A 23,137-nucleotide genomic window follows, 5' to 3' on the forward strand; every position below is an offset into this window, starting at 1 on the left:
TCAGCCGGCGCCGCGTTTTTTATCGTTCCCCCGCTGAAAGCCCCCAGAAACGCCCGGTTATGCAGATCAGCAACGATTGTTCAAACGCAAGCGATCATGACAGCGCCTTCGCTGCAAGGCAAAATCACTCAGAATTCGAAGACGCGAATGCGTTCAAATCCAGGTAGTGGCTTAATTGCCGCATTAAATGCGCCTCTTCCGGTTACAACCCCTCCAGTCTTAAAAAAAAGCCGGGCTACGCCGGAATTGCCTTGCCCTTCGACGGCGACGAGTCGGCCGCCCTCGGCAAGCTGGTCGAACAGCGCCGCCGGCACCTCCCCGACGCTGCCGCCGATCAAGATGGCGTCGTAAGGCGCCTTGGCGGCATGGCCTCGCAGCAGCGGCCCCTGGACCACGGTGACATTGCCGCAGCCTAGCGCCGCGAGCGTCGAACTGGCGATCTCGGCTAGCGTCGGATCGCTTTCCAGTGCGACCACGGACTTTGCCAGCCGCGACAGGATCGCTGCCGCATAGCCGGTGCCGCAGCCGACATCGAGTGCCGAATCGCCTGGGCCGATGTCGGCCAGCTGCATCAGCTTGGCCAGTGGCGACGGTTCCATGAGATAGCGCGGACCATCCGCCGTGTCGGCAATACGGATGTCCTCGTCGATATAGGCGAGATCGCGCTGGCCGGCGCCGACAAAGGCCTCGCGCGGCACGACAAGCATCGCCTCGAGCAGCGGCGCACTGGTCACGTCGGTGGTGCGGATCTGGCCGTCGACCATCTTCACCCGGCGTTCGGCAAAATCAGCGCTCATGTTCCAACCATCCGCTTGCCGCGCAAAGGCCGCGGCTGTTTCGACCGGAACTGAAGCCCCCAGGCGCTGATGCGCGGGAGCTCGGGCATTGGAGGCCTCGCCCGGAATCGAACCGGGGTGCAAGGATTTGCAGTCCTCTGCGTAACCACTCCGCCACGAGGCCTCATTGCTCCCGGCGTTCCACCCGGCTCCAATAGGTTGCGGCGAAAATGCCGTCAAGCGGCCACGGTGCATTCCCAACGGTTCCTCCGACATCCAGGCCCTGCTTATCAACGCAATACCACGCTAGCAATAAAATATTAGCTTATCGTTAAGCATGATTCTCGGCGACAGGAACCCGAAACCAGCGACGACGTTGGGCAAGCAGGAGGCTCCCCATGCGTCGATTAGCTACGGAAAACCGCATATCGCGCGGATTGTCGCAGTCCAGATCTGCAGAGCTTGTGCGCTACGCCATCGACCGTCTCGGCATCGAAAGCGCAAACAGCCTGCCACCGCGCGACCGTGCGCGGCTGGCGTCGGCTACCGCCGTTCTCAAGGAGCTTTGCGAACGCCTGGAAAGCTGCTTCGACCAACCTCGGTAATGTAGAGGCCAATGCATAGGCGGAACACGCCGTCCTCCGGCATTTTGCCGTCTGCCGGCCTCTCAGGGGGGAACCTCAGTCCGGCCGCCGCCGTCGCTCCCACCAGACGACGAAGCGGCGCCGGTGACGACGCACCAATGCGAATTCATAGGAGAGCACCAGCAATCCGATCGGCACCATCCAGAAACCCAGGATTGGCAGGAAGCCGAGAATGCCGCCGATGATCAGCACAACGCCGATCGCAATCCTGAGGCCGCGCGAGCGCGGCATGGTGAACTGGCGGCCGAAGACCGAGATTTTCCGGGCCGGTGGCTGTTCGTCGCTCATTGCCGTCATGTGAAATGTCGATCCGTTTGCATCAGTAGCACCATCAACCGGAGAAAGCCGCAACGGCCTTTTCTGTTCCGTAACAGGCGAGAGACAGCTCATATGAGGGCGCCTGCCAGCCATTGCCAGAAAGCCCTGCGCCAAAAAGCACCGAAAAAATGCGAAATGCTTCTTTGCAAAGCCGAAACGGGTTTGCTATAGGCTGCCCCACTCACATGAGAGCCTCTGTTCCCCGGTAGCTCAGTGGTAGAGCAACCGGCTGTTAACCGGTTGGTCGCTGGTTCGAATCCGGCCCGGGGAGCCACTTAATCCAGAAAAGTCTTGAAACCCAAGGATTGCAAGGGTTTCCGCCTCCCCAGAGATACACCGCGAGATACACTGCGGGGTACCTTGAGCATGAAGATTGACGTGAAGCACATACAGAAACGTGGCGTTGCTGGCTGGCGTTATCGGCGCAAAATCCCGAAGGAAATGCGCGCCGCTGCGGGCAAGTTGGAAATCTTGATCCCTCTTGGGAGCACCGAACAGGAAGCCCTCAAGGCTTACCCTAAGGCTCATGCCCAGGCAGAACAGCAGTTGCGACTCTGGTCATTGCCGAAAGACCGGCAGGGCGGCAGCCACGTTAGCGCCCCCTCCCCGACAGCTTTGGAGCAGTTCAAGCGCAGCCGCGCGCAACTCAGGGCGCTCAGCCTTGACCCCGCTTGGAGTGGTCCCGAAGATGAAGATGACCCCGAGGCGCTAGCACGAGAGGTGATCGCTGATCAGATTGCCAATAAGTACCCCTTGGATGATCAGGGCAATCCCCACGGGATCGGGACGGAAGACCGCGCTCTCCTCCACGCACTTCTGCTCGGTCAGCACCAACAGCAACCCGAACCAACCTTTGAGGACGCCAAGAGGCTATATCTAAAAGAGCGCGTTGGGGACGACGAAACGAAGCAGATGGAGCTTGAGCGGGTCTTCAAGCTCCTCAAGGAGGCCCTCGGCAAGGATCGCAAACTGTCGAGCCTCAAGCGCGAGGACGCCAAAGAGGTCCGCGATCACATGCTAGACGGTCGCAAAGCGTCTTCCGTGGACCGCTATCTGAATGTAGTCCGTGCGGTGATCAACCACGCCATCAGAGAGTTTGACTTGGCCGGCGTCATCAACCCATTCATGAATTTGGAAGCTGCGCCGAAGGACAAGGCCGAGCCCGATAAGGACAAACGCCGCCCCTTCACCCAGGCCGAGGTCACCGCCATAACCGCCCGCATCGCGTACCATGCCAAGGCAGACCTTCACCACATCTGGACAATTCTAAATGGCACAGGGTGCCGCCTCGCTGAGGTGTCCGGCCTTCGTGTCGCGGACGCGCACCTTGACCACGCCATTCCGCACATCACAGTCGAGTGGCATGACGACAGGCGCATTAAGAATAAGGTGTCGCGGCGCAATGTCCCGTTGATAGGTGGCGCTCTGAAGGCCGCAACGGAAGCCGTCAAAGCCGCCGGCAATGCAACGATGCTCTTTCCGACCTACGGACGTCCTAAGGGCGCGTCCTCAGCTTCTGCCGCCTTGGGCAAGCACGTTCGGGCTTGTGTGACCGATCCGAAGGCCACAACCCATTCGCTTCGACATCTCATGAAGGACCGATTGAGGTTGGCCGGGGTCATCAAGTCGGACCAAGACATTGTGCTGGGTCACTCCTCGGGCAGCGTTGGGGAGGACTATGGAGGCAACGAGGCGCGGCTTGAAGTGGCCAGGCGGGCACTTGAGAAGGCTCTGGCCAAGGCACACTAGCGATGAGTCCACCCAGTTTCTGCTTAGGTGACCACCCATTCGTTGCGCCACCGCATGGAAGATTTGCTGGTGATCGCTTGGTCCCGGAGAAGCTCAAGCGGTCGATCATGGGGCACCCAGGCGGCGGCGCTGGGGACACTACGGGGGCGAAGAGGCGAAGAGGCTCGGCTTAAGGTGGCGACTGAGGCGATGGAGAAAGCTCTCGCGACGGGCACATAGTTTCGCTGGCCGGTCAGAGCGCTGCTCCGATCCCCGTCTGGGCCGCCGCAACCCGTAGAGTTACTCTTTAATTTGCGACCGGGTGCATCCTGTGTCAGGCTGTCCTGCTGCGAGGGCGCGGCGACTGGCGGCAAGTTCGGTTGCATAGACAAGCTGCTTCCAAAATTCTGAAAAGGGGGAGTGATGGAGGACGAAACTCGGCGCATTCTGCCGCTTCCATCGAGGCTTGGGATCAATTCCACTGCTGCGGCAGGCATTGCAATACTGCTCACGTGTTTGGTCGCGGGTCCGCTGTTTGCTCAAGACAGCGTAGTCGACCTCGCAGTCCAGAGATCAATGGCAACGGCGACATGGTTGCAGGTTTGGTTGTCGGCAGCCGGAATCGTGGCCCTGCTCTTTACGCTGCGGTTGTCAATCAATGCCAACGGAACCGCCACGGCGGCGCTCAAACAGAGCGAGGAGACTAGCAAGCGCGAATTGCGAGCCTATCTGAGCGTAGCTCCCGCGGGAGTGTTGCGCATGAAACGCATTGAACCAACGATCATCGGCTACATTGCGGTTGAAAACGTTGGTGGCGTCTTTGCGACGGATGTCAGGCTGTCCGTTCAGATGCTGGTCTCGTCGAACCGCAACTTTGGGACCTTTCCGGTAGACGAGCAAAGTGCGGAACTAATCGGAGCGGTGCATCCTGGCGCTACGGTTCGGCGGGGTGCAGACAAAGGCGCTGCTCCACCGACACTTGTCGTGGGCTCGAAGACATACATCTACGTCTGGGGCGGCGTCTGGTATACGGACGGCTTTGAAACGCGACGCTTCACCAACTTCTGCCACCGATACAACGCAGCAAGCAGGTCGAGCGGCGGAGGCTTCTCTATCGATCCCGAGAAGGCGCGCTACCACAATCAGGGCTCCAACAACGCTAATTGAATTGAACCATGTGGCTCACCGCGCCATGGCCTGAGGCGAAGCGGCTACGCGGACGGCCCGGGATGATGCCCTTGTGATCGTCGAGAAGCCCGCCACACAGACCAAATTTCCACCAGAAGATGTCTCACAGACAAATGCCCAGCTCTCGTTGTGTAGTGACGGCATCACAAAGGGCACGCTCCGATGAGTTGTCCGCAAGGCTCTAACAGCACCCCCACATCACTCCTGATCGCACCCGGGAGCAGGCGGCTCGATCACCCCATTTGAATCTCCATGCGAGGCCAATACCCAGCTCAAAAGGGAGCCACAGCGACGAATAATAAGGCCCTTCCAAAAACGAAATAGCTGGGATTACTCCGGTTCGTTCACCGTTCTCCAGTTGCGCCCAAGCTCAAGTCCGCCCATAACTAGGCATTTATTTGCGGTGACAGTAATTCGGGGGGGCCTCTCATGCCTATTGCGGTCGACTTTTTGCCTGTTGGAGATAGCAACGGTGATGCGATCATCATCAAATACGGACAGGGCGACACCTTCTACCTGCAGGTGGTGGACGGCGGCTACACCCAGGTTGGCGAGGAGATGATCGAGCACATCGAAGAGTACTATGGCAAGGATGTCATTATCCACGACATGGTGGTGTCTCACGCAGACAATGATCACGCCAAGGGCTTGATTCCGGTGTTTAAGCGCTTCCGGGTAGGGTCACTTTGGATGAATCGGCCGTGGCTGTACGCGCAGGAGGTCCTCGATAACTTTCACGGAAACTGGTCGCTCGAAGGTTGGGTCAAGGAGGTGAGAGCAAACCATGAGTACCTGGTGGAACTCGAAGTCCTCGCTCGGGGGCGGGGGATAGAGCCGAAGGAAGTCTTTCGAGGCGCGCAGATCGGTCCATTCCACGTTCTCGCTCCTTCTCGTGAGAGATACATCTCGCTCATTCCTGATCTCGACAAGACGCCACCACCGTACAAGAGCGAGGGCGTGGTTAAGTCGCTAGTAGAAGCGGTGCGGGGAGTGCTCGACAGGATCAAAGAGACGCTGGATGTTGAGACGCTTGATCCAAATCCACCGGCGACATCCGCATCGAATGAGACAAGCGTTGTACAGCTTGGCCTGTACGATAATAGGAAGATCCTTCTCACTGCCGACGTAGGGCCGGTGGGGCTCATGGAAGCAGCGCAGTACGCTCAGTCTCGGGGATTTCTAAGTGCGCCTGACATGATTCAAATCCCGCACCAAGGCAGTCGTCGCAATGTGACGCCTGCAGTGCTGAATGCGTGGCTTGGCGAGCCGAACGGGGGTAATGCGAGACGCGGCGCCGCGCTCTTGATGGTCGGAAGGAATAAGACAGAGCATCCGCGCAACAAGGTGAAGAATGCTTTCATTCGGCGCGGATACCCGGTGTTCCTAGGTCGCAGCACGACCTGGATGCACATGCCTTACGGGTATGACCTACGTGGCTCGGCGATGACACCGGAGACGTTCTCATACGACGTAGAGGATGATTGATGTTCAAGGTCCTCGATGCGTACAGCCTCAAAGCCCGATTTTTCCCGGCGTTGATTGCCATCATACCAGCACTCGCGGCGCTTGCGATCCTGATCTCGTGGAGCAAGTTTGGCTTAACAAACCTGATCGCGACAGTGGCAATTCCCGTACTCGTTTATGCATTCGCTGATACTGCTAGGCGTTTGGGAAAGCGCATTGAGAATCGGATTTATGCCGCGTCGGGGGGCAAACCGTCCCTCACGATGCTTCGCTATTCGGATGACAGTTTCGACGCTGCGTCAAAAGCTCAGTATCGAGGCTTTCTGTCGTCCAAGATCAACCAACCTGTTCCGACCGAGCAAGACGAAAAAGATAAACCAAAGGAGGTTGATGCCTTCTACGAACGTTGCGGGGCATGGCTCAGAGAGAATACTCGGAGCGCGAATAAATTCTCCGTTCTTTTCAATGAAAATGTGACCTACGGGTTTAGGCGCAATCTGCTTGGACTGAAGTGGCCAACACTGGGCCTCAATCTAATAATCGTCCTAACATGCGCTTTTATCCTCTATCGGCAAGGGATGGTCGATGTGAACGACGATCTAACGCTTCGGCTATTGATTGTCATAGCATTCGCGATTATCCACGCCATTTATATGGCCTTTGCAGTAAGCACGCGAAGCGTGATCGACGCCTCCCGGACTTACTCGCGGCAACTCATTCTCTCATGTGAGACTTTTCTCGGGAAGGGAAAGCCGAAGGCAGCCAAGTCTTGAAGAGCTGCCTAGACGTCCGAGGGCGACATGGCGGGAAGCCGATCTTCCAAGAATCTGCTAATGGTTGAGGCCACCTTCCGTTTGCTTTGGAACCGCCTCCGCAGGGAATGCCCCTTCGGTCAAACAAGCGGAGCATCAATCCTCATCCCGCCAAACGACCCGCCGCACCGTTCTTATTTCCGCAAGCCGCCTAACTCGAATACCCTGCCGTTCCCGCGCCGATGGGTTCTGCGTTTCGACGTGCATGAACTCGTGCTTGCCGCACCGTTTGCAGCTCATTTTGCTCCCCACCAGTTCCGCCTCAACGTCCCCGAAGATTTCCTTCAGGTCACCCGGCTGATACCAGTGCTTGACGTTACAGAGTCCGCATTGAATGCGCACAAGCTGCCCTGCGTCATGGGCATTGCTGAGCTTCCATTCGCCACCGCGCTTTCGTCTTCCACCAGTGTCAGGCATGACCCAAAGTAGGAACACATTCCTCTCTCGGTCAATTCGCCATTGACAATTTCGTTCCCATTTTGTTCACTGCTGGGACGAGCCATTAGGAGACGCTCATGTGGATGGCATGTGTCCCTAGACAGCCAGGCAGAGAGACCAATAGCCATGGGAGAACAAACCGAGAGATCGCAGGAAAAGCAAGTTGATCCTGCCGACTGGGAGCTTGTGACCGACGAAGCCATAGCTGCCCATGGTGGTGCCAGAGAAGCAGTCAAGGCGCTTCTTATCGCCAACGCTGCCCTGGAGCGTGAGTTGGCCCTAGCAGCCCCTGCTTTGAGCCATGGGTTTAGCAGGGGCTGGCACCGCCGAAGATGGTACGCCAGCGACACCGAAACTTCGCGCTAGAGAAAGGCCTCAACATGTCAGACACCATTCTTCCTCAGCAGAAGGCCCCCAAGCTGATCGTCGTCACCGCCTTCGATCGCGATGAGATCGGCGACCTCCAGACGGTCTACGGGCCAGCCGAGCAGCAGACCGAAGACAGGGCGACAAGGACCGCGAGGGTCTTGGCGGGGAAACATGCCGGTGCCGTTGCGTGGTCGCGTGAAGCCAACCCGGCGCTTGGCGAATACGGCGAGCCGAAGACCCTCTTTGTTGGTGGCGACGTGCCGGACATGCAATGACGGGCCGCTCGGTACCCCTTAGGCTCTCCTGAAGTTCTCCTAAGGGTGTAGCCGAGGGGGCACAGGGACCTAGTAGTCCAATTAGAGATGGCTTACAGCGTTGTTCCCGCCGGAGTACAACGCCTTGATCGAAGAACCATCTGGTGCCGCCCGGCCACCCCTCAGCAGCCCGCAAACGTTTGGTGGGGGTTTAATCATTGGGGCACTGGGTGGATTGGTTGGCCTTGGTGGAGCTGAGTTCCGCCTGCCGCTTCTGATTGGATTGTTCAACTTCGCAGCATTGGAGGCCGTGATCCTCAACAAGGCGATGAGCCTGATCGTGGTGGCGACGGCGCTGCCCTTCAGGGCTCAAACGGTGCCGTTCGGAGAATTGGCATCGCATTGGCCCGTCATCGCGAACTTGCTCGCCGGTAGCTTGATAGGCGCGTGGCTTGGCGCTGGATGGGCGACCCGGCTGCGCTCTGAAACCCTCTACAAGACCATCTCAATCATGCTTGTCGTGATCGCGGGGGTGCTGTTGCTTGGGCACGACGCTCATGCCGAGGGTGCCTTGCTGGGTGGCGCAGCACAGTTGATGGCGGGGATCGTCGCTGGGTTCATCATAGGCATCGTTGCGGCGCTGCTCGGGGTGGCCGGTGGCGAACTGCTGATCCCAACGCTGATACTGCTGTTCGGTGCCGACATTAAGCTCGCCGGCAGCCTCTCGCTCGCTGTGAGCTTGCCGACCATGATTGTCGGTTTCGCTCGCTACAGCCGTGATCAGAGCTTCTCGGTCATCCGGCGGAACATCGCGTTCGTATTGGTGATGGCCTGCGGCTCAATAGTCGGGACGTTCCTGGGTGGACAAATGCTTGGATTTGTTCCGAGTGCTTTCCTATTGCCATTACTCGCAGCGATCTTGGTGATTTCAGCGGCTAAGGTTTGGCGTCACTGAGGGAGCAGCACTCCCCTCCTCCTCGGCAGCAGCCAGGAACGCCTTACGTGCCTCCTCAGGGGTCACCCGATCCTGCATTGCGTCAGCGCACAGTTGCACAGCCTTCCTCCACTTAGGTCCCATCTTGGTCCACTTCATGAGTTCCTCGGCGGCACCCTCGACATTGTTGCAGCCGTAGCTGACCCCAGGTCGGTCGGTCCTGACGTACACCGGAGGGGAGAACCAATGGGTTGCCATGGGCGAAATGTAGAGCGGCACAGGCCTGCCGACCAACGCAGGTTGTAGGGAACGATGTAGGCCCTCGCGGGTTTGGAACTCGCAGCGGTTCTTCTTGGATGTGCAGCCGCTGTGGGGGTCCGTCGCCTTTCTCACGGGCGGCGGGCTCCTTTCACGAAGGCGGTGTTGGTCAGAGAACCTTTACCGCAGTTCAAGTTAGCTGGTTGTCATTGGGGGGAGTAACATCCCCTCCTCTTTTGCAGCAGCCAGGAATGCCTTACCAGCCACCTGAGGTGACACCTTATCGGCCAGTGCGGCCGTGCAGATACGCACCGCAAGGTCCCACCGAGAACCCCGGTTAGTCCACTTCATGAGTTCCTCGGCCGCACCCTCGACGTGGCTGATCGCGACGCGGACACCTGGGTGGTCGGTCCTGACGTAGACCGGAGGGGAGAACCAATGGCGGGACATAGAACTCCCAATCAGCAAAAGAGCATGCCCTCCTCCTTGGCAGCAGCCAGGAATGTCTTCCGTGCCTCCTCAGGTTCCATCTCGTCGGAAATGCAGGCGATGCAGACGCGCACCGCTTGGTTCCATTTGGGGCCACGCTTGGTCCACTTCATCAGCTCCTGGCCGGCTGCCTCGACGTTATTCACGTTCCGGGTCAGACCAGCGCGCTCAGTCCTGACGGGGACCGGAGGGGAGAACCAGTGGGTTGACATGCGGCTATTCGCGAAGGTCGAACGCGACGAACATGCCAAAGGTTGGGGCAAGATCGACAATAAGCTCCACCAGCTCGCAGTCACTTTCCGCCAGATGCGGGCCGTCTCGGCGCACCGCTGCGATAGTCTCTTTGACGGAGATGATGATGATTTGGCCGCGCCGGGCTTGTAAAATCAGCTTTTCAACAAGCTCATTGGCAGTCACTTTGATGAGTCGGCAGTTCGTCCAAACGTTCATACCAGGCCTCCCACCTCAGCGAGAACCCACGCGGAACATTCATGACCCTCTGTCGGGAAAAATCAAGGGAATGTTTGTAGGAAATTTCCAAGAGGGGATTAGAGAACAAGCACGCAGCGAGCCCTCTGTACTCTTCCGCTTTGACGCTCAGCCAGCCCGCTAAGGACCTTCTTCGGTCGACCCCCGTTTGGCCCGATCAATAGCCGCAAGTAATGACTGTAGGGTTGGCGGCAGTTCTGGTTCGACCCCCAGATTTAAGAACGTTTGTACGTTATGACGATAGCCTTCGGAACGGATCAGTTTCCGAAACGCTTCGGAGACAGACTGATGGTCTGCTTTGTTGCTCGTTGTCATGTTCGGGAAGTCCGTCCCAATGAGCCGCAACTCGCCCGCAACGAATGGGTTCCATCAGGAGGTCGGAATATTTGGTAGAAATTTCTGAGCGGGGGATCGGATAACTGGCTCGCGCGAAGACCCCCCGTGCCCCCTCTTCGTTTCCGTCAATCTCAAACGGCGAGCCGGCTCGGCCCCAACTACCAACGTTTTGCCGGAATGCCGGTGGCGGCTTCCCCTTTGGGCGTCAAGATCATGATTGACCACTCATCAAGGGCCTCGCCCCAATTGGTCTCTACGAACCCCAGCTCTACCAATTTCCGCACGACTTCGGGGTCAAAATCGCGAGCGGTCGGCCGCTTCTCAACCGCAATCCGATCAAGCGCCCGCTTCTGATCCTTGGACAGGCCGAGCCTCTGAAAGGCCTGCCCGATCTCAGTGAAAACGGCAGTTAAGATAACTCCGCCAAAGACCAACATCATGATAACGGGAATGATGTTGCTGGACGGTCCATCGCCAACGTCAACCCCCATCATTGAAAAACCCCGTCCTCCAGCGATTAACCGGCGCGGCTCATAAAGTTCGCCGAGCCAAAAGGCAAGCGGGAGGAGATCGACCGTCGAGATTTGGTTCGCCAGGGACCCGCGAGGCTCTTACTCTAGCTTCTGCTTTGTCACTTCCGTCCTCGCTGCAATCGATCGGCTTATCTCGGCCACCATGCCCACCGCGACACCGATCAGAAGGCACAACAAACCCTTGTCGATAGCCTCCCCTGTGGACGTTGATCCGAGGTATCTCGGAGCCATACTTTGTCCAGTCGTTAGAGCGATAGTGAGGCCAAGAAGCGCCCGAAATCCACCAAGAATAACCAACAGCCACGCAATGACGCGCCCCGACTTTGTGAAAAACATTGATCCCCCCATCTCAATTTCCCTACCCTCGTAGCTACTTCGTACCAACGATAACCGCAACTAGGCTGCGGTACGACAACGTATGCCCCAGCGGTACTACCAAACTTGCCCCGAAAGATAATTGTTGACCATCTATAATGAACCGTTTAATGGAAACCATCTTAACTGAACCATGGGATTTCCAGACATGTCATTCATCAGGGCCTATCTGCGCGCATCGACCAAGGAACAGGACGCTGGACGGGCAAGGGCGGATCTTGAACGATTTGCGAAAGAGCGTGGGCTGGCGGTGGCAGCTTGGTATGAAGAGAACGAGAGCGGGGCGACCTTGAAACGCCCCGAGTTGGATCGACTCATGCGCGATTGTCATCCTCAAGACGTTCTCTTGGTGGAGCAAGTCGATCGTCTCTCCCGGTTGAACGAGGCCGATTGGGACAAGCTGAGAGCCGAATTGAAAGCGAAACAGGTGCGCGTCGTGGCACTAGACCTTCCGACGTCGTGGCAGGCTGTCAGCGGTGCAGGTGACGAGTTCTCCCGGCGCATGGCCGAGGCGATCAATGGCATGATGCTGGACATGCTCGCCGCCATCGCCCGTAAGGACTACACCGACCGCAGGAGAAGGCAGGCTCAGGGTATCGAGAAGGCCAAGGCTGAGGGGCGGCTGAGGGGCCGGCAGGAGGACACCAAGCGGAACGCCGCCATCATGGCCATGTTGAAGACCAAAGCAAGCTGGAACCAGATTGTTGACGTAATGGGCTGCTCTCGGGCGACCGTAGCGAAGCTGGCAAAACGGAACAGGGCAGCGTAGCGAGGAGCCCTGCCGCGACACCTTGCCTCCTTATCGCCGTTCATGTGCCCGCGTATGCGGGGTGGCTATTTTGACGATCAGAAGCTTTGCGGATGGACCAGACTACACCGACAGCGATTCAACTCGATGAGGAAGAGGAAGAGCGCGACAGTCCCTTCAACGCCTATCGGTTCGCCGCCTCGGAGACCACCAAGGCGATTGTCCGAGAAGCGATCGGGCTGCTCCTGAACTGCGAGGCCCACTTGGGGCTCAGGACGAACAAGCGTCGCGACCGAGATCAGCAAACGTTCGACCTAACCGTTGATGCCATCCTGTCGGACCTCATGCACCATCATCTCGCCGAGCATGTAGGCGACATCTATGTAAGGCGGTCTAACCGCGTTCTAGGCACAAAGAGCCGCTATCGGCCACGCGCGTACAGCAAGATGTTCCCACACATTCTCGACCTCATGGCGAGGCCAGAGATGGCCTATGTCGAACAGCAGATCGCCTCTCCCGTGGAAGGCGCTGCCAGAGCGACGGTCATCCGGCCTGGTTCCCGGCTTCTTGATAGGATCGCTGAGCATGGGGTCGGAATCGCTGACCTCGACGAACATCCACGCGGCGAGACCATTGTCTTGAAGCGCGTCAAGGATCGCGAGGACTACTGGGACGAGGGCGGATTGGAGGAGTACGACGATACGCCAGCCACGGAGCGACACCGGAGTGAACTTGACGAGATCAACCGTTGGATTGCTGATGCCGATCTGCGGTTCGACGACGAAGGCCTCCCATGGCCAAGGACTCAGTTCAGCATCCGTGACCGAAGGCTCAGGCGCATCTTCACTCAGTCCCGTTTCGACAGCGGTGGCCGGTTGTTCGGCGGCTTTTGGCAGAGCCTCCGCAAGCAGGAGCGTCGACAGGGGCTATGGATCAGCGGCGAGCGAGCCGTGGAACTCGATTATGGCCAGGTCGGACCACGCATCCTCTACGGCATGGCAGGCCACAAGCCACCGTTCGAGGACCTCTATGACATCTGGCGCTACGGGATAAATCGGCCGGCAATCAAGAAGGTCATGAACGCCATGATCTTGGCATCAGATACGTTGAATCGCTTTCCGAAGGGGACGCGCAAGCTGTTCCCGCGGAGCTACAAGGTTGGTGAAGTTGTCGAGGCAATCGAGGCGAAGCACCCGCTGATCAGGAACTATTTCCATCGGGGTCTCGGGCACGATGCCCAGTTCATCGAAAGCCAGATGATGATCGAAGTGCTGCTGACACTGAGAGACAGAGGCATTGTGGCATTGCCGATCCATGACGCTGTGCTGGTCCCGGTCTCTGCTGTTTCCATTACCAAGGGAGTCATGCTCGACACCTTTCATCGGCATGCCCATGTGGAAGGCACTGTAACAGAGGAAGCCTTCAGGGAATGACTCTAGGAGGGGATGTTCTCTTGATCTCTCTCTCCCTGATCTCCCCCAGGTAAAGCCTTACCTGCCTTCCAGGAAACCCACAGCTCACCATAGAGGGACTCGAGATTGACCACGAACTGGATCAAGAAGCGCGAGCGCAAGAACGAGGTCAAGCGGCGTGCCGCCGAGCCGAGCAGCATGTTCTCGCGCTGTCGTGTCGTGGGATGCGGCAGGCCCGCTCGTGCTGGCACCAACGACGGTCTGGACACCCGCTTTTGCCGTCAGCACGCCGATCACTACTCTCGCCACGGCAGCCCTTACCGGCGCTCCTACACGGCCAAGGAACTCGCGGCGTACCGCAAGGCAGCCGTCGCATGGCTGGAGGCGAACGCCGAGAACCAATGGGTGCGCAATGCCTTCGACCGCGTGGAGACGCTCTACCGGACCGCAGGGCCGCAGGTAGAGGCGTTCAGGCTGCGGGGCCTATCTCCCGAAGCTCGCGCGAAAGCAGCGTGGGCGAGGCTGCGAAAGGCGAAGATCGACCCTCGCAACGTTGTAGCTGCCTGGTTTGCGGTGGAGATGGTCATTGCGGCCGATCCACAGGCCGATCGGAAGTCGGAATACAAGCGCGTTCAGGTGGCCAAGCTTGTACACAGAATGGCGTCGGGAACCCACAAGCGGTGGGAAACCGGGCCTGGCGGAGTGCAGGAGCTTCATGTCTATCCGCGTTCACGTGGACAGGTCTTGCGGCACATCGGCGGGGACATCGAGAAGGCGACCGCGCTACTCCTGCAAAAGGTCGCGCTGCCAACAACTCCGATTCGAACCCACAAAATGGAGATCACCAATGACCGATAAGAAGCTCCGGCACCCCGGCCGGCACATTGTCATTCACACCGACGGTGCTTGCATCGGCAACCCCGGCCCGGGCGGCTGGGCGGCAATCCTGCAATCGATGGACGGGGCGGAGGAGTTGAAGCGAAAGGCGGCGTCTGGCTCGAAGAAGGACACGACCAACAACCAGATGGAACTCACGGCAGCCATCGAGGCCGTGAAGATGATCAAGAGCGATAACCCGGTCTTCCTCAGAAGCGATAGCCAATACGTGATCAAGGGAATCACAGAGTGGCTTGAAGGCTGGAAGGCCAAGGGCTGGCGCAACGCTCAACGCAAGCCGGTTCTAAATCGTGCCCTCTGGGAGGAATTGGAAGCCCTCGTCACCGGCCGCAGTGTCACCTGGGAATGGGTGCGCGGTCACAACGGCGATCCGCTGAACGAGGAGGTCGACCAGTTGGCCAATGAAGCAGCACGTAAAGCCACATTTGCATAGCCGCTCTGGTATTGGTTCACGCTCGTACAATTCCAATGAGCCTCCGAAACTCGGCGTCCTGGCTGCTGTTCTTCCAACGGTTTACGAACTTGCAAACGATCTGCAGGTTGTCCTTCTCGTAGTGCCCGTCGCTGTTGATGCGGTCGAGCGAACACAACATCTCGTGATCGTCTTCATCGCCATCGTATTGCAGTGGCAGATCGGTGATTGCGCATAGCCCTTCTTGCTCAGCCAGCGGAGCTTCAAGGAAGGGCGTCAGCTCGCTCTCAGGAATCAGCAGGTCCTTGTTCTTGACCGTCTTCAACACCTTTTGGCCGTTCGAGAAATTCACCGTGCCTTTCACCGTCGCGGCCATTCGCCAGATTGCCTTTTGGCGCGAATTGAAAGTCGTGCCCGGGTTCTTCCCACGACGAGCGACCTTTGCCATCCATTCCGGCCGCGAGTGCCACGGAGATAGATCGCCACCATCTATTAGCGCTACCGCGTACTCTGCATTGTCCGGCCTCAATTGCTGGAGCGTGCCTTCGGTGAAGAGAAACTCCTGCGCCTTCGGGTGCAATCCGCTCCATTCCAAGCGGTTGCCTAAACGGTTCTTGTTGGCCCAAGGATCGCAGAGCTTGTGGCAGATGATCACGTCGCGGCGATCACCAACTGTCTCCTTGAAAGGCTCGAACGTCGCCGGATCTGAGCGCGATGTTGTCCACCAGAGCTGATCTTTCTCCCGGTGTATCCAGATGTCGCCTTCGCTTTCAACGATGGCCGTCATCAGGTTGAACCAGCGCGAGGCAACGGAACGTGTCGGCGTTTTGCCAGCCGCCGTCTTGTGCAGCCTCATCCGGTTCAGAATGTAACTCTCGCGGTCTCCGGCCTGCCAGTACCCTTGGACCGCCACATCGTTCATCGTCGCAATGGTACCTCGGGCCAGACAGTCGGGCCAAGCATAGTTCTCGCGCCCAAAATTGGCGATAAAGACCTTCATGCGCCCGCCTTAGCTCGTCGCCCCCGCTTAGGTGCCATGCTGCGCGCTGCCCTGATCCGCTCAAGCAACACACTGGCGGGTTCGTCGGCGGGATCTTGCAGCACGAGTTCGCCCCCGAAAGCCTTGGCAAGCACAACTTGGTCGAGGCGGTCGATCAATCTACGGGCGCTGGTTGCCTCGCCTCGAAGGTGGTCGATCCAAGTAAATGCGCTCTCGACGCGATGGATTATGCTGGTTTGGACGGCAATTGAAGGCAGCGGCACAGGAAGTTTTTTTAGGTCCGCGCCCGAAATTCCGTGCTGACCGGCGGCAGACTTGATGTGAGCGATTAGCCAGCTTCTAGCCTGCGGACTGGTGCACATCAACTCGACGAAAGACGCCAGAGCTTCGGCTCTTAGTCTGACACGGATCAGCTTGTCCGGGTAGGTCAGGTCCTGCTGAGCATCACGCACCTGTCCACACACTGCCGTGTAGTCGGCGTTACCGTTGTACCGCGTGAATAACAGATCACCGTTGCGAAGCATTGAAGTGGGGGGCACATCATCAGACGGATAGTAGCGAACGTCGGCGATCCGAACCTGGCGAGGCCGAACTGCGGAAATGCGCAAAATAGGCGTGCCGCCTGGGCTCTCAGTCGGCTTCTTGCCAAGGCCATTTCGCACTTCAGTGGCGATCTCGCCTAACGTTGTGTCCACATGAGCGGCAGTTTGCGCTTCATGAAACGCTGCTGCCAGCATAGCCTCTTTATACTTCTCGACGAGACGGGGGATGTGATCGAGACGATCGCGGGCGCGTTTGGACTTGCCGGTCAGGCCGTCGATCTTCGCCACAATCCGCTGCTGTTCTGGGAATGGCGCAACCGGCATTGTCGTACCGCGAAAGTCGGACAGGTTTATGCGGATGCGGCCAAGACCGTGGCTTCGAGCGAAAAAACGCTGGCGGGCCTGCTCACTATTCAGCCAGAGCATCACGTATTTTTTCGAAATCTCAGGGGATGTTCGAAACCGAAAGCAGTCTGCCTTTACGACAGCAGGCTCCGCCATCTCCGGCAAGATGCATGCTCGCCCGATCGGATCACCCAGCGCGGCAACTACAATGTCATGTGCAAATACACGGTGTTTCTTGAGCCGCTCGAAATGCTCAAGCGGCACGAAGGCCGTATCATGGTCCAAAAAAATGCCGGCTCCGATGTTGCCGAGACGTACCACCCTTGCGCCTTGAGAGCTGTAGTGGCTCGATTTGAGGTTGCTCCCATAGGGGCCGTCGGTGATGGCATTCGGCTCAGAGCCTCGAAGCTCATTCAGTTCGGCATGTTCCCACCCCGGTGGCAGGGAAATCATTCTGTAGCCTCCGCGACTGCAACGGGTTCGTCTTCGTTATCCGTCTCCAGTTCCTCCGACAGCGCCTCGATCTCCTCCAGCGCAGCCTTCAGATGGCCGATTATGGCGGCGGCGATGTCTTCCGGCTCGGTGAGCTCCTCCTCGGCCTCGACTTCGGTGTCGCGCAGCCAAGCAACGTCGAGATTGTCGTTGCGCTCGGCAATCGCCCCGCGGCCGAACCTGCGCCAGCGCCCGTCCTGTCCCTGATCCTTCCGCTCTGACCCGCCATTCGGGTCAGTCCCGTAGGCGGCCTCGAACTCGGAGAAGTCGGTGACCATGAGCGGGCGGGTCTTGCCGAAGGCGGGCATGTTGGCCCGCATGTCGTAGACCCAGACAGCCCTTGTGTTCGCCTTGTCGGTCTTCCCGCGCTGGAAGAACAGCACGTTGGTCTTGACACCCTGGGCATAGAAGATGCCGGTTGGCAGGCGCAGGATGGTGTGCAGGTTGCAGAGGTCCATCAGCCATGTGCGCAGGCGACGGCCTGTATTGTCCTCGAACAGGACATTGTCAGGCACTACTACGGCCGCGCGGCCGCCAGGTTTCAGGGCACGCACGATATGTTCGACAAAGGCAAGCTGCTTGTTCGAGGTGTCGGCCGTCACGGAGAAGTCGGACCGGGTCGGGCGACCGCCACCCCTCTTGGTGCCAAATGGCGGGTTGGTCAAGACCAGATTCGCCTTGGGCAGCGCCTCGCCGTCCGGCGATAGCGTATCGATATTGTCTACGCCGCCCTCGACGCCGTGCAGCAGCAGGTTCATCATACACAGTCGGTGGGTGTCAGGCACGAGTTCGGCCCCGACGAAGGCATTATGGCGCTGGAAGAAGACCTGCGCCTCCGGCAAATTGTAGAGATCGTCGGTGTGATCCTTGATGTAGCGGTCAGCGGCAACGAGGAACCCAGCCGTTCCGGCGGCGGGGTCCTGCACCATCTCGCCGGGCTGCGGCTGCATCAGGCGCACAATGCAATCGATCAGCGGGCGGGGCGTAAAGTATTGTCCCGCACCGGATTTCTTGTCGGAGGCGTTCTTCTCCAGGAGACCCTCGTAAAGGTTGCCCAGCCCCTCCTCGCGGGCCGAGAACCAGTCAAGCTGGTCGATATTAGAGGTCAGCGCCTTCAGGTTGGTCGGCTTGCGAAGGCGGGTCTGCGCGTCGGTGAAGATGGCACTGACGAGCGTATCCTTGGCCTTGCCGAGGTCGAGAAGCAACGACTTGTAGTAGTCGAGCTGCTCCATCCCCTGGCGCCTGGCGAGCGCTCCCCAGCGATAGTCGTCCGGCAGGCGGTTCTCTCGCTTCGTCTCCTCCAGCATCTTCAGGAAAAGCAAGTAAGTCAGTTCGGTGACATACTCGTTGTAGGTAACGCCGTCATCCCGCAGGACGTTGCAGAGGCCCCAGAGCTTGGCGACAATATCGGTGGTGGTCGTCATCAGGATGCCGCCTTGGTGATCTGTCCGGCGTCGATGTCAAACCCCGCAGCTCGCAATCGCTCAGTGAGGCGGGGCACGACTTCCTTCACGTGGTTGTTGAAATGAAGGTAAATTATGCCATGTGCATCCGAGGGTTGCTCCACATGGCCCTTGACCAGAATTACCACCTTGTCCCGTGTGAGCGACGATAAGAGCATCCCCATTTCCATCACGACATTCTGTCGCGTCCTCGGCTGGATTTTGTCTGCACCATCGCGAGAGGCGTAGCCCATGTCGTCAGGAGTCATCAGAACGATGCCAAATTTTGCCTCAGGTTCTTTCCCAATCTGCCTTTCCAAGGCTTCGATGATCGTCATGCCGCCACCAGAAGTGTTTTGCAGAACAAAGGGCTCCAAGCCTAGAAGCAACAATATCCGTTCCAGTTGCTCGCGAGATGCATCATCGTGCCCGTGTACGACAAAGATGCGTGTACCATTTGGGTCAGGCTCGGCAACCTTCATCGGAACCCTGATCGCCAATGCGTTTCCCGCACAGGCCGCATTCACGGCTGCCTCTAAGGCTTGTTTCGGCCCATCCGGTCCTTGCAAGCTCACAGTTTTCTTTCTTGTATCCCACCAGTTCAAGACAGCGCCGGTCACGGCCGTGAACTTGTGATGGGCGTTGTCATGCGTGGTCCACGCGCCCCGGACGCCAGTTTGATCCACAATCGTCTTCAGTTCCTCAATGGACCCATCGAAACGGTTCATCAGGCGACCCTCTTCCACATTTCTTCATTGATCCCTGCAAGGATGCTCTCAAGCTCCCCGCCGAACACCTTGTTGAGCCGATTGAACCCTCCATCGGCGATGAACGGCTCCTTGTCGATGGCCTCCCGGTCAACCACGACTTCTTTTTCGATCTGTTCTCCGATCCGTTTCAACCAGCGCCTCTGCGGTTCGGTCCATTGCCGGCTCGCCATGATGCGGCGCATAGCAGTTCGCACACGATCTCCGTAGGGCGTGAGCGGGTCGCCTATGGCGGCTTGGCGCACGAAACCGATGATTGAGGCGGCGATTTCCTCGTTCCGCGCATCCGACCATGCACGGCGCAGATTGGCTTCGGAGTAGCCCTTCCGGTCGAGTGCGAGGCGAAGGTCCTTCAGATCGGCGCGAGTGAGATCGCGGGGGCGCGTCACGACCAACTTCAGAGCAGCGATGGCGTTAATGTTGTCGCGCACAAAAGCGGAGAAGCCGTCGAGGAAGTCTTCCGGCCTCTCCGACTCGCCGTACCCTCGGGTCACTGCAACGACCTCATCGGAGTGATACGAGATCGGCACAAAGCGCGGGCTGTCGCCGTCCGCCTGCCAATCGAGGATCGGACCAATGGCGGAGCGCTCCTTCAGCCATGCCGCAAGTTCGGAGGCATCCCCGGCAAGTAGACGCTGCAGCATCGCCTCAGGCGTCTCGCCCGCGACCGCCTCAAACCGCTGGCGCGCTTCTTCGGGCAGTTTCCTGAGACGGCGACGCAATTTGACGGCAAGCTGTTCGCGGATGGTGTCGCGGTGCTGATTGTCCGAGGCCTCGGTCATCTCGCGCACAAGCTGCTCGAAACTGATCGACGGGTTGACCACGACCGGCTTCATGTCGGTCAAGTTCTGGAGGTGCGGATAGAGGTCAACGGCATCGAAGATGCGGAACACCTCCTTGCCGATCTCCGGGCATTGGCGTGTCGCCCGCCCGATCATCTGCTCATACAGAATGCGGCTGTTGACCCGACGGAGGAAGACGAGATTGGTGATCTTCGGCACGTCAATGCCAGTGGTGAGCAGATCGACCGTGACCACGATTTGCGGATTGGCGTCATTGCGGAAAGAGCGGATCAGGTTCTGAACCTTGTCCACGCTGCCGGTGATCTTCCGCACCGCTGCATCGTCTATCTCGCCATACGCCTCAGCGAACGCCTTCTTGACGGCGTTGACCACGAGGTCGGCATGAGCATCTGTCGCGGCAAAGATCAGCGTCTTGCCTGGCAGCGCGGGGTCGATGTGTTTTGCCAGCTCCTCGGCCACCACGCGGTTGAACGCCGGGGTGATCACCTGCCTATTGAACTGATCGACCTCGAACCGGATTTCATCGGGCAGGACGGCAGTGTTGATCTCTCCGGTTTCGGGCGCCAGGTATTCAACCTGTTCACCCTCAGCGAACCCAATGCCGGCACGCGCCAAGGCTGTCTCAATGCGGGTCGGTGGTTCATGGTCGATCAGGTATCCGTCGATCACGGCCTCGCGATAGGAGTACCGGAAGATCGGTTCACCGAAGATGTCGGTCGTGTGCAGCGCTGGCGTGGCCGTGAGGCCAATCTTCACGGCGTCGAAGTACTCCAGCACACGGCGGTATTTGGAGATGTAGTCGTCCTGACCCCGGAAGCTCAGTTCGGCATCCGACATCTCCCGGTCGAGCAGATAGCCGCGATGGCATTCGTCGATGACCATCAAGTCATATTGATCGACGGGCGGAGCCTCGGATGTGTCGGCAGCAAACAGCACCCGCTTGACAAGCCCCTGAATGGTGCAGATGTGAACCTTGGTTTCTAAATCCGGCGTAACATCATCCAACCCCTTCAACCCGAAGATTTCGGAGAACGTCTTGCCCGACACGACCTTGGTGGTGGAGAACTCGCCTTCGGTCTGGATGCCAAGGGCGCTGCGGTCGACAACAAAACAAATGCGGCGGAACCGCTTGGCCGACAGCAGGCGATAGAGCAGCGCAATGGCGAGCTTGGTTTTGCCAGTGCCAGTTGCCATCGCAACGAGCATCGCTCGCTCTTCCGCCGATAGCGCAGCCTCGACGGCCCGGATGGCGGCCTCCTGATAGGGACGCAGTGGGAAGCCGAACTCGAAGGGTTGAGCTTTCAATGCAGCCGTGGCGGCGTCCTGATCGACATCAAGCTGGCCTGCCAGCCCATCCGGCGTCGGCCAGTCCACCAGCGCACGGCGATGATTGGCGCTGCGACGAGTGTCGCGAAACCAGATGCCGCTCTCGGTCTCGATCTGCTTTAAATAGGACCGGCCATTGGCGGCAAAGACAAATGGCACGTGATGCTCGCCCCATGGGCCGCCCGCCATCACGAAGTCCATCGAGGGCTTGATGCCCGGTGAATAGCGTTCCGCCTGATCGATGGCCGCCGAGACGTTCTTACGCCGCCGCTTGGCCTCCACCACGCCAATCAACATGGTGCCGACGAAGAGCGCATAGTCGGCCGGACCGTTGGCCGTAGGCCATTCGGCAATTGCAACGTTGTGGCCCTTGGCAGGCCGGACACCTGCGCTATGGCGCAACGTCTTTGTGTTGGCTTCCCAGCCGCGATCCCGAAGCTGCTGGTCGATCAGGGTGCGGGTTTCGGCCTCGTCCAGATCTAGCTTGGTTGCCGCTTCTTCGCCGCGTTGAACGAGTTCCAGAACGTCAGCACGCGGCGCTGCGTCGGCCTCGGCCTGCAGGCTGGCGAGCTTCGCCGATAGCGCTGATTTCTCGGCTTCACTCTCCTGAGCAAGTTGCTCCCATGTCACCCGTTCCTCGGCCTCGCGCTTGAACCGCTCTTCCAGCGTCTCACGAACGTGGATTTGCTCTACCGTCTCACGACGAGCAACAGCGATGGCGTCCTCGCTCACGGCGACCTTACGGCGCAGTTCGTCGATCTCTTCCCGTAGCGGCGCGGTGGCGTCGACAGGCTCTGGCGGAGGCACGAAAGGCCCAGGATTGAAGTTGGGCTGCCTGCCATAAGTTCGGTGGAACCAAACACCCAGGGAGCGTGCAAACTTCAGCGCGGTCAGCGCGTTGGCATGGTCGCCTTCCGCCTCATGGACCGCCGTGTTGCCTGTCTTGCGCAAGGCGTGGAAGAGGTCCGCGACTTCCTTCGGGATGATGCGTTCATACGACAGGCGGCGAAGCGTCTCCTCGAAACCCTCGCGTTCGTCGCGATAGGCGGCATGGCGGGCGGCGATCAGCTTGACCATCAGTTCGGCGTACTGGCGCAGCTTGATAATGGCGGTGGAGGGGTCGTCGCGGAAATAGCGTTCGGCCTGCCCGCCGAGCGTCACCAGCTTGGCGTCATGAATACTGAGAAAGCCGAAGTTTGCAGTGCCGCCCATCATCCCTCCCGGCACACGGTTGCATATTTAGCTTAAGGGATCATGCAGAATTTAGAATGGTGCCCATGGCTGTCCGAATGGCTGACCACGTGAGGAGGCTTGACTGAGAGATACACCGCTGCTACCCCTTCAGATACACCAAGGCGGTAGATGCATTGTGGAAGCGGTCGTCCCAAGCGGCTGAAAATAAAAGCTTTTCTGGCACTTTCGTCCCCGGTTCGATTTATCAAATTTGTCCGGCCCGGGGAGCCAAATCTTTTCAAAGACTTACCTAGTTTTTGCTGCCTCTGCAGAATTTGCATATTGGCCATCAGGGCTACAACCTGGGCTACAA

Annotated in this window: 24 protein-coding genes and 2 tRNA genes; 13 read left to right on the forward strand and 13 right to left on the reverse strand. The window is 58.7% G+C overall.

Annotation, left to right across the window (positions count from 1 at the left end; all coding sequences use genetic code 11):
* Positions 1 to 128: 128 nt before the first annotated feature.
* A complete protein-coding gene (locus NKI85_RS03165) occupies positions 129 to 797 on the reverse strand; it encodes a protein-L-isoaspartate O-methyltransferase family protein (RefSeq protein ID WP_352775897.1) in 669 nt (222 codons plus the stop codon).
* Positions 798 to 886: 89 nt separating this feature from the next.
* A tRNA-Cys gene (locus NKI85_RS03170) sits at positions 887 to 960 on the reverse strand.
* Between the two features lie 214 nt (positions 961 to 1,174).
* Between NKI85_RS03170 and NKI85_RS03175 the strand changes: the two genes are divergently transcribed.
* Positions 1,175 to 1,381 carry a hypothetical protein gene (locus NKI85_RS03175; RefSeq protein ID WP_352526065.1) on the forward strand — a complete coding sequence of 69 codons (207 nt, stop codon included), beginning with the start codon at positions 1,175 to 1,177 and terminating at the stop codon, positions 1,379 to 1,381.
* Positions 1,382 to 1,456: 75 nt separating this feature from the next.
* Here NKI85_RS03175 and NKI85_RS03180 read toward each other — a convergent pair whose 3' ends face one another.
* A complete protein-coding gene (locus NKI85_RS03180; protein ID WP_023676401.1) occupies positions 1,457 to 1,717 on the reverse strand; it encodes a hypothetical protein in 261 nt (86 codons plus the stop codon).
* A gap of 220 nt (positions 1,718 to 1,937) precedes the next feature.
* Here NKI85_RS03180 and NKI85_RS03185 point away from each other — a divergent pair.
* The 8 genes from NKI85_RS03185 to NKI85_RS03220 all read left to right on the forward strand — a co-directional run bounded on the left by NKI85_RS03185 (position 1,938) and on the right by NKI85_RS03220 (position 8,946).
* Positions 1,938 to 2,012, forward strand: a tRNA-Asn gene (locus NKI85_RS03185).
* 92 nt (positions 2,013 to 2,104) lie between these two features.
* The gene (locus tag NKI85_RS03190) at positions 2,105 to 3,487 is read left to right on the forward strand and encodes a tyrosine-type recombinase/integrase (RefSeq protein ID WP_352776227.1); all 1,383 of its coding nucleotides are present in this window, start codon (positions 2,105 to 2,107) and stop codon (positions 3,485 to 3,487) included.
* A gap of 402 nt (positions 3,488 to 3,889) precedes the next feature.
* Positions 3,890 to 4,633 carry a hypothetical protein gene (locus NKI85_RS03195; RefSeq protein ID WP_352775900.1) on the forward strand — a complete coding sequence of 248 codons (744 nt, stop codon included), beginning with the start codon at positions 3,890 to 3,892 and terminating at the stop codon, positions 4,631 to 4,633.
* A gap of 450 nt (positions 4,634 to 5,083) precedes the next feature.
* Positions 5,084 to 6,139, forward strand: coding sequence for a ComEC/Rec2 family competence protein (locus NKI85_RS03200; RefSeq protein WP_352775902.1), 1,056 nt, complete (start codon positions 5,084 to 5,086; stop codon positions 6,137 to 6,139).
* Entirely contained in the window at positions 6,139 to 6,891 is a 753-nt protein-coding gene (locus NKI85_RS03205) for a hypothetical protein (protein ID WP_352775905.1), read from the forward strand. The genes NKI85_RS03200 and NKI85_RS03205 overlap by 1 nt, the downstream gene beginning before the upstream one ends.
* 60 nt (positions 6,892 to 6,951) lie before the next feature.
* Entirely contained in the window at positions 6,952 to 7,359 is a 408-nt protein-coding gene (locus tag NKI85_RS03210) for a hypothetical protein (protein WP_352775908.1), read from the forward strand.
* A gap of 389 nt (positions 7,360 to 7,748) precedes the next feature.
* Entirely contained in the window at positions 7,749 to 8,012 is a 264-nt protein-coding gene (locus NKI85_RS03215; RefSeq protein ID WP_352775910.1) for a hypothetical protein, read from the forward strand.
* Positions 8,013 to 8,136: 124 nt separating this feature from the next.
* On the forward strand, positions 8,137 to 8,946 hold the full coding sequence (locus NKI85_RS03220) for a sulfite exporter TauE/SafE family protein (RefSeq protein ID WP_352775913.1): 810 nt from the start codon (positions 8,137 to 8,139) through the stop codon (positions 8,944 to 8,946).
* On the opposite strand, the gene NKI85_RS03225 is transcribed toward NKI85_RS03220, so the two are convergent.
* The 5 genes from NKI85_RS03225 to NKI85_RS03245 all read right to left on the reverse strand — a co-directional run bounded on the left by NKI85_RS03225 (position 8,920) and on the right by NKI85_RS03245 (position 10,991).
* On the reverse strand, positions 8,920 to 9,183 hold the full coding sequence (locus NKI85_RS03225; RefSeq protein ID WP_352776228.1) for a DUF982 domain-containing protein: 264 nt from the start codon (positions 9,181 to 9,183) through the stop codon (positions 8,920 to 8,922). The two genes, NKI85_RS03220 and NKI85_RS03225, sit on opposite strands and share 27 nt — an antisense overlap.
* A 195-nt stretch (positions 9,184 to 9,378) precedes the next feature.
* A complete protein-coding gene (locus NKI85_RS03230; RefSeq protein WP_352775916.1) occupies positions 9,379 to 9,633 on the reverse strand; it encodes a DUF982 domain-containing protein in 255 nt (84 codons plus the stop codon).
* Positions 9,634 to 9,644: 11 nt separating this feature from the next.
* Complete coding sequence (locus tag NKI85_RS03235; RefSeq protein ID WP_352775918.1) at positions 9,645 to 9,884, reverse strand: DUF982 domain-containing protein; 240 nt, start codon at positions 9,882 to 9,884, stop codon at positions 9,645 to 9,647.
* A gap of 4 nt (positions 9,885 to 9,888) precedes the next feature.
* Positions 9,889 to 10,122 carry a hypothetical protein gene (locus NKI85_RS03240; RefSeq protein WP_352775920.1) on the reverse strand — a complete coding sequence of 78 codons (234 nt, stop codon included), beginning with the start codon at positions 10,120 to 10,122 and terminating at the stop codon, positions 9,889 to 9,891.
* A 533-nt stretch (positions 10,123 to 10,655) separates the two neighbouring features.
* Entirely contained in the window at positions 10,656 to 10,991 is a 336-nt protein-coding gene (locus NKI85_RS03245) for a hypothetical protein (RefSeq protein ID WP_352775923.1), read from the reverse strand.
* Positions 10,992 to 11,553: 562 nt separating this feature from the next.
* Between NKI85_RS03245 and NKI85_RS03250 the strand changes: the two genes are divergently transcribed.
* From NKI85_RS03250 to rnhA, 4 genes are all read left to right on the forward strand, one after another.
* Positions 11,554 to 12,174: a recombinase family protein gene (locus NKI85_RS03250; protein WP_352775926.1), complete on the forward strand. Its 621-nt coding sequence runs from the start codon at positions 11,554 to 11,556 to the stop codon at positions 12,172 to 12,174.
* Positions 12,175 to 12,266: 92 nt separating this feature from the next.
* Positions 12,267 to 13,586, forward strand: coding sequence for a hypothetical protein (locus tag NKI85_RS03255; RefSeq protein ID WP_352776230.1), 1,320 nt, complete (start codon positions 12,267 to 12,269; stop codon positions 13,584 to 13,586).
* 105 nt (positions 13,587 to 13,691) lie between these two features.
* Positions 13,692 to 14,423, forward strand: coding sequence for a hypothetical protein (locus NKI85_RS03260; protein WP_352775929.1), 732 nt, complete (start codon positions 13,692 to 13,694; stop codon positions 14,421 to 14,423).
* Positions 14,413 to 14,895 (forward strand): ribonuclease HI, encoded by a 483-nt coding sequence (rnhA, locus tag NKI85_RS03265; protein WP_352775932.1) that lies wholly within the window; start codon positions 14,413 to 14,415, stop codon positions 14,893 to 14,895. The genes NKI85_RS03260 and rnhA overlap by 11 nt, the downstream gene beginning before the upstream one ends.
* Before the next feature lie 16 nt (positions 14,896 to 14,911).
* On the opposite strand, the gene NKI85_RS03270 is transcribed toward rnhA, so the two are convergent.
* The 5 genes from NKI85_RS03270 to hsdR are packed head-to-tail and all read right to left on the reverse strand — an operon-like array spanning position 14,912 to position 22,803.
* A complete protein-coding gene (locus NKI85_RS03270; RefSeq protein WP_352775935.1) occupies positions 14,912 to 15,874 on the reverse strand; it encodes a hypothetical protein in 963 nt (320 codons plus the stop codon).
* Positions 15,871 to 17,214, reverse strand: coding sequence for a restriction endonuclease subunit S (locus NKI85_RS03275; RefSeq protein WP_352775938.1), 1,344 nt, complete (start codon positions 17,212 to 17,214; stop codon positions 15,871 to 15,873). Before NKI85_RS03275 ends, NKI85_RS03270 begins: the two co-directional genes overlap by 4 nt.
* Complete coding sequence (locus tag NKI85_RS03280) at positions 17,211 to 18,677, reverse strand: class I SAM-dependent DNA methyltransferase (RefSeq protein ID WP_352775941.1); 1,467 nt, start codon at positions 18,675 to 18,677, stop codon at positions 17,211 to 17,213. The genes NKI85_RS03275 and NKI85_RS03280 overlap by 4 nt, the downstream gene beginning before the upstream one ends.
* Positions 18,677 to 19,423: a TIR domain-containing protein gene (locus tag NKI85_RS03285; protein WP_352775944.1), complete on the reverse strand. Its 747-nt coding sequence runs from the start codon at positions 19,421 to 19,423 to the stop codon at positions 18,677 to 18,679. Before NKI85_RS03285 ends, NKI85_RS03280 begins: the two co-directional genes overlap by 1 nt.
* On the reverse strand, positions 19,423 to 22,803 hold the full coding sequence (gene hsdR / locus NKI85_RS03290) for a type I restriction-modification system endonuclease (RefSeq protein WP_352775947.1): 3,381 nt from the start codon (positions 22,801 to 22,803) through the stop codon (positions 19,423 to 19,425). Before hsdR ends, NKI85_RS03285 begins: the two co-directional genes overlap by 1 nt.
* Positions 22,804 to 23,137: the final 334 nt, after the last annotated feature.

Source organism: Mesorhizobium sp. M0571 (genome assembly GCF_040320985.1).
GTDB lineage: Bacteria > Pseudomonadota > Alphaproteobacteria > Rhizobiales > Rhizobiaceae > Mesorhizobium.

What these genes read in the sequence shown, in the direction of transcription:
- hsdR (WP_352775947.1), bottom strand. Translation starts at nt 22,803, where the DNA reads ATGGGCGGCACTGCAAACTTCGGCTTTCTCAGTATTCATGACGCCAAG.
- NKI85_RS03275 (WP_352775938.1), bottom strand. Translation starts at nt 17,214, where the DNA reads ATGATTTCCCTGCCACCGGGGTGGGAACATGCCGAACTGAATGAGCTT.
- NKI85_RS03200 (WP_352775902.1), top strand. Translation starts at nt 5,084, where the DNA reads ATGCCTATTGCGGTCGACTTTTTGCCTGTTGGAGATAGCAACGGTGAT.
- NKI85_RS03175 (WP_352526065.1), top strand. Translation starts at nt 1,175, where the DNA reads ATGCGTCGATTAGCTACGGAAAACCGCATATCGCGCGGATTGTCGCAG.
- NKI85_RS03225 (WP_352776228.1), bottom strand. Translation starts at nt 9,183, where the DNA reads ATGGCAACCCATTGGTTCTCCCCTCCGGTGTACGTCAGGACCGACCGA.
- NKI85_RS03195 (WP_352775900.1), top strand. Translation starts at nt 3,890, where the DNA reads ATGGAGGACGAAACTCGGCGCATTCTGCCGCTTCCATCGAGGCTTGGG.
- NKI85_RS03240 (WP_352775920.1), bottom strand. Translation starts at nt 10,122, where the DNA reads ATGAACGTTTGGACGAACTGCCGACTCATCAAAGTGACTGCCAATGAG.
- NKI85_RS03285 (WP_352775944.1), bottom strand. Translation starts at nt 19,423, where the DNA reads ATGAACCGTTTCGATGGGTCCATTGAGGAACTGAAGACGATTGTGGAT.
- NKI85_RS03190 (WP_352776227.1), top strand. Translation starts at nt 2,105, where the DNA reads ATGAAGATTGACGTGAAGCACATACAGAAACGTGGCGTTGCTGGCTGG.
- NKI85_RS03280 (WP_352775941.1), bottom strand. Translation starts at nt 18,677, where the DNA reads ATGACGACCACCACCGATATTGTCGCCAAGCTCTGGGGCCTCTGCAAC.
- NKI85_RS03180 (WP_023676401.1), bottom strand. Translation starts at nt 1,717, where the DNA reads ATGACGGCAATGAGCGACGAACAGCCACCGGCCCGGAAAATCTCGGTC.
- NKI85_RS03215 (WP_352775910.1), top strand. Translation starts at nt 7,749, where the DNA reads ATGTCAGACACCATTCTTCCTCAGCAGAAGGCCCCCAAGCTGATCGTC.
- NKI85_RS03255 (WP_352776230.1), top strand. Translation starts at nt 12,267, where the DNA reads ATGGACCAGACTACACCGACAGCGATTCAACTCGATGAGGAAGAGGAA.
- NKI85_RS03270 (WP_352775935.1), bottom strand. Translation starts at nt 15,874, where the DNA reads ATGAAGGTCTTTATCGCCAATTTTGGGCGCGAGAACTATGCTTGGCCC.
- NKI85_RS03205 (WP_352775905.1), top strand. Translation starts at nt 6,139, where the DNA reads ATGTTCAAGGTCCTCGATGCGTACAGCCTCAAAGCCCGATTTTTCCCG.
- NKI85_RS03250 (WP_352775926.1), top strand. Translation starts at nt 11,554, where the DNA reads ATGTCATTCATCAGGGCCTATCTGCGCGCATCGACCAAGGAACAGGAC.
- NKI85_RS03230 (WP_352775916.1), bottom strand. Translation starts at nt 9,633, where the DNA reads ATGTCCCGCCATTGGTTCTCCCCTCCGGTCTACGTCAGGACCGACCAC.
- NKI85_RS03235 (WP_352775918.1), bottom strand. Translation starts at nt 9,884, where the DNA reads ATGTCAACCCACTGGTTCTCCCCTCCGGTCCCCGTCAGGACTGAGCGC.
- rnhA (WP_352775932.1), top strand. Translation starts at nt 14,413, where the DNA reads ATGACCGATAAGAAGCTCCGGCACCCCGGCCGGCACATTGTCATTCAC.
- NKI85_RS03210 (WP_352775908.1), top strand. Translation starts at nt 6,952, where the DNA reads ATGGTTGAGGCCACCTTCCGTTTGCTTTGGAACCGCCTCCGCAGGGAA.
- NKI85_RS03165 (WP_352775897.1), bottom strand. Translation starts at nt 797, where the DNA reads ATGAGCGCTGATTTTGCCGAACGCCGGGTGAAGATGGTCGACGGCCAG.
- NKI85_RS03245 (WP_352775923.1), bottom strand. Translation starts at nt 10,991, where the DNA reads ATGATGGGGGTTGACGTTGGCGATGGACCGTCCAGCAACATCATTCCC.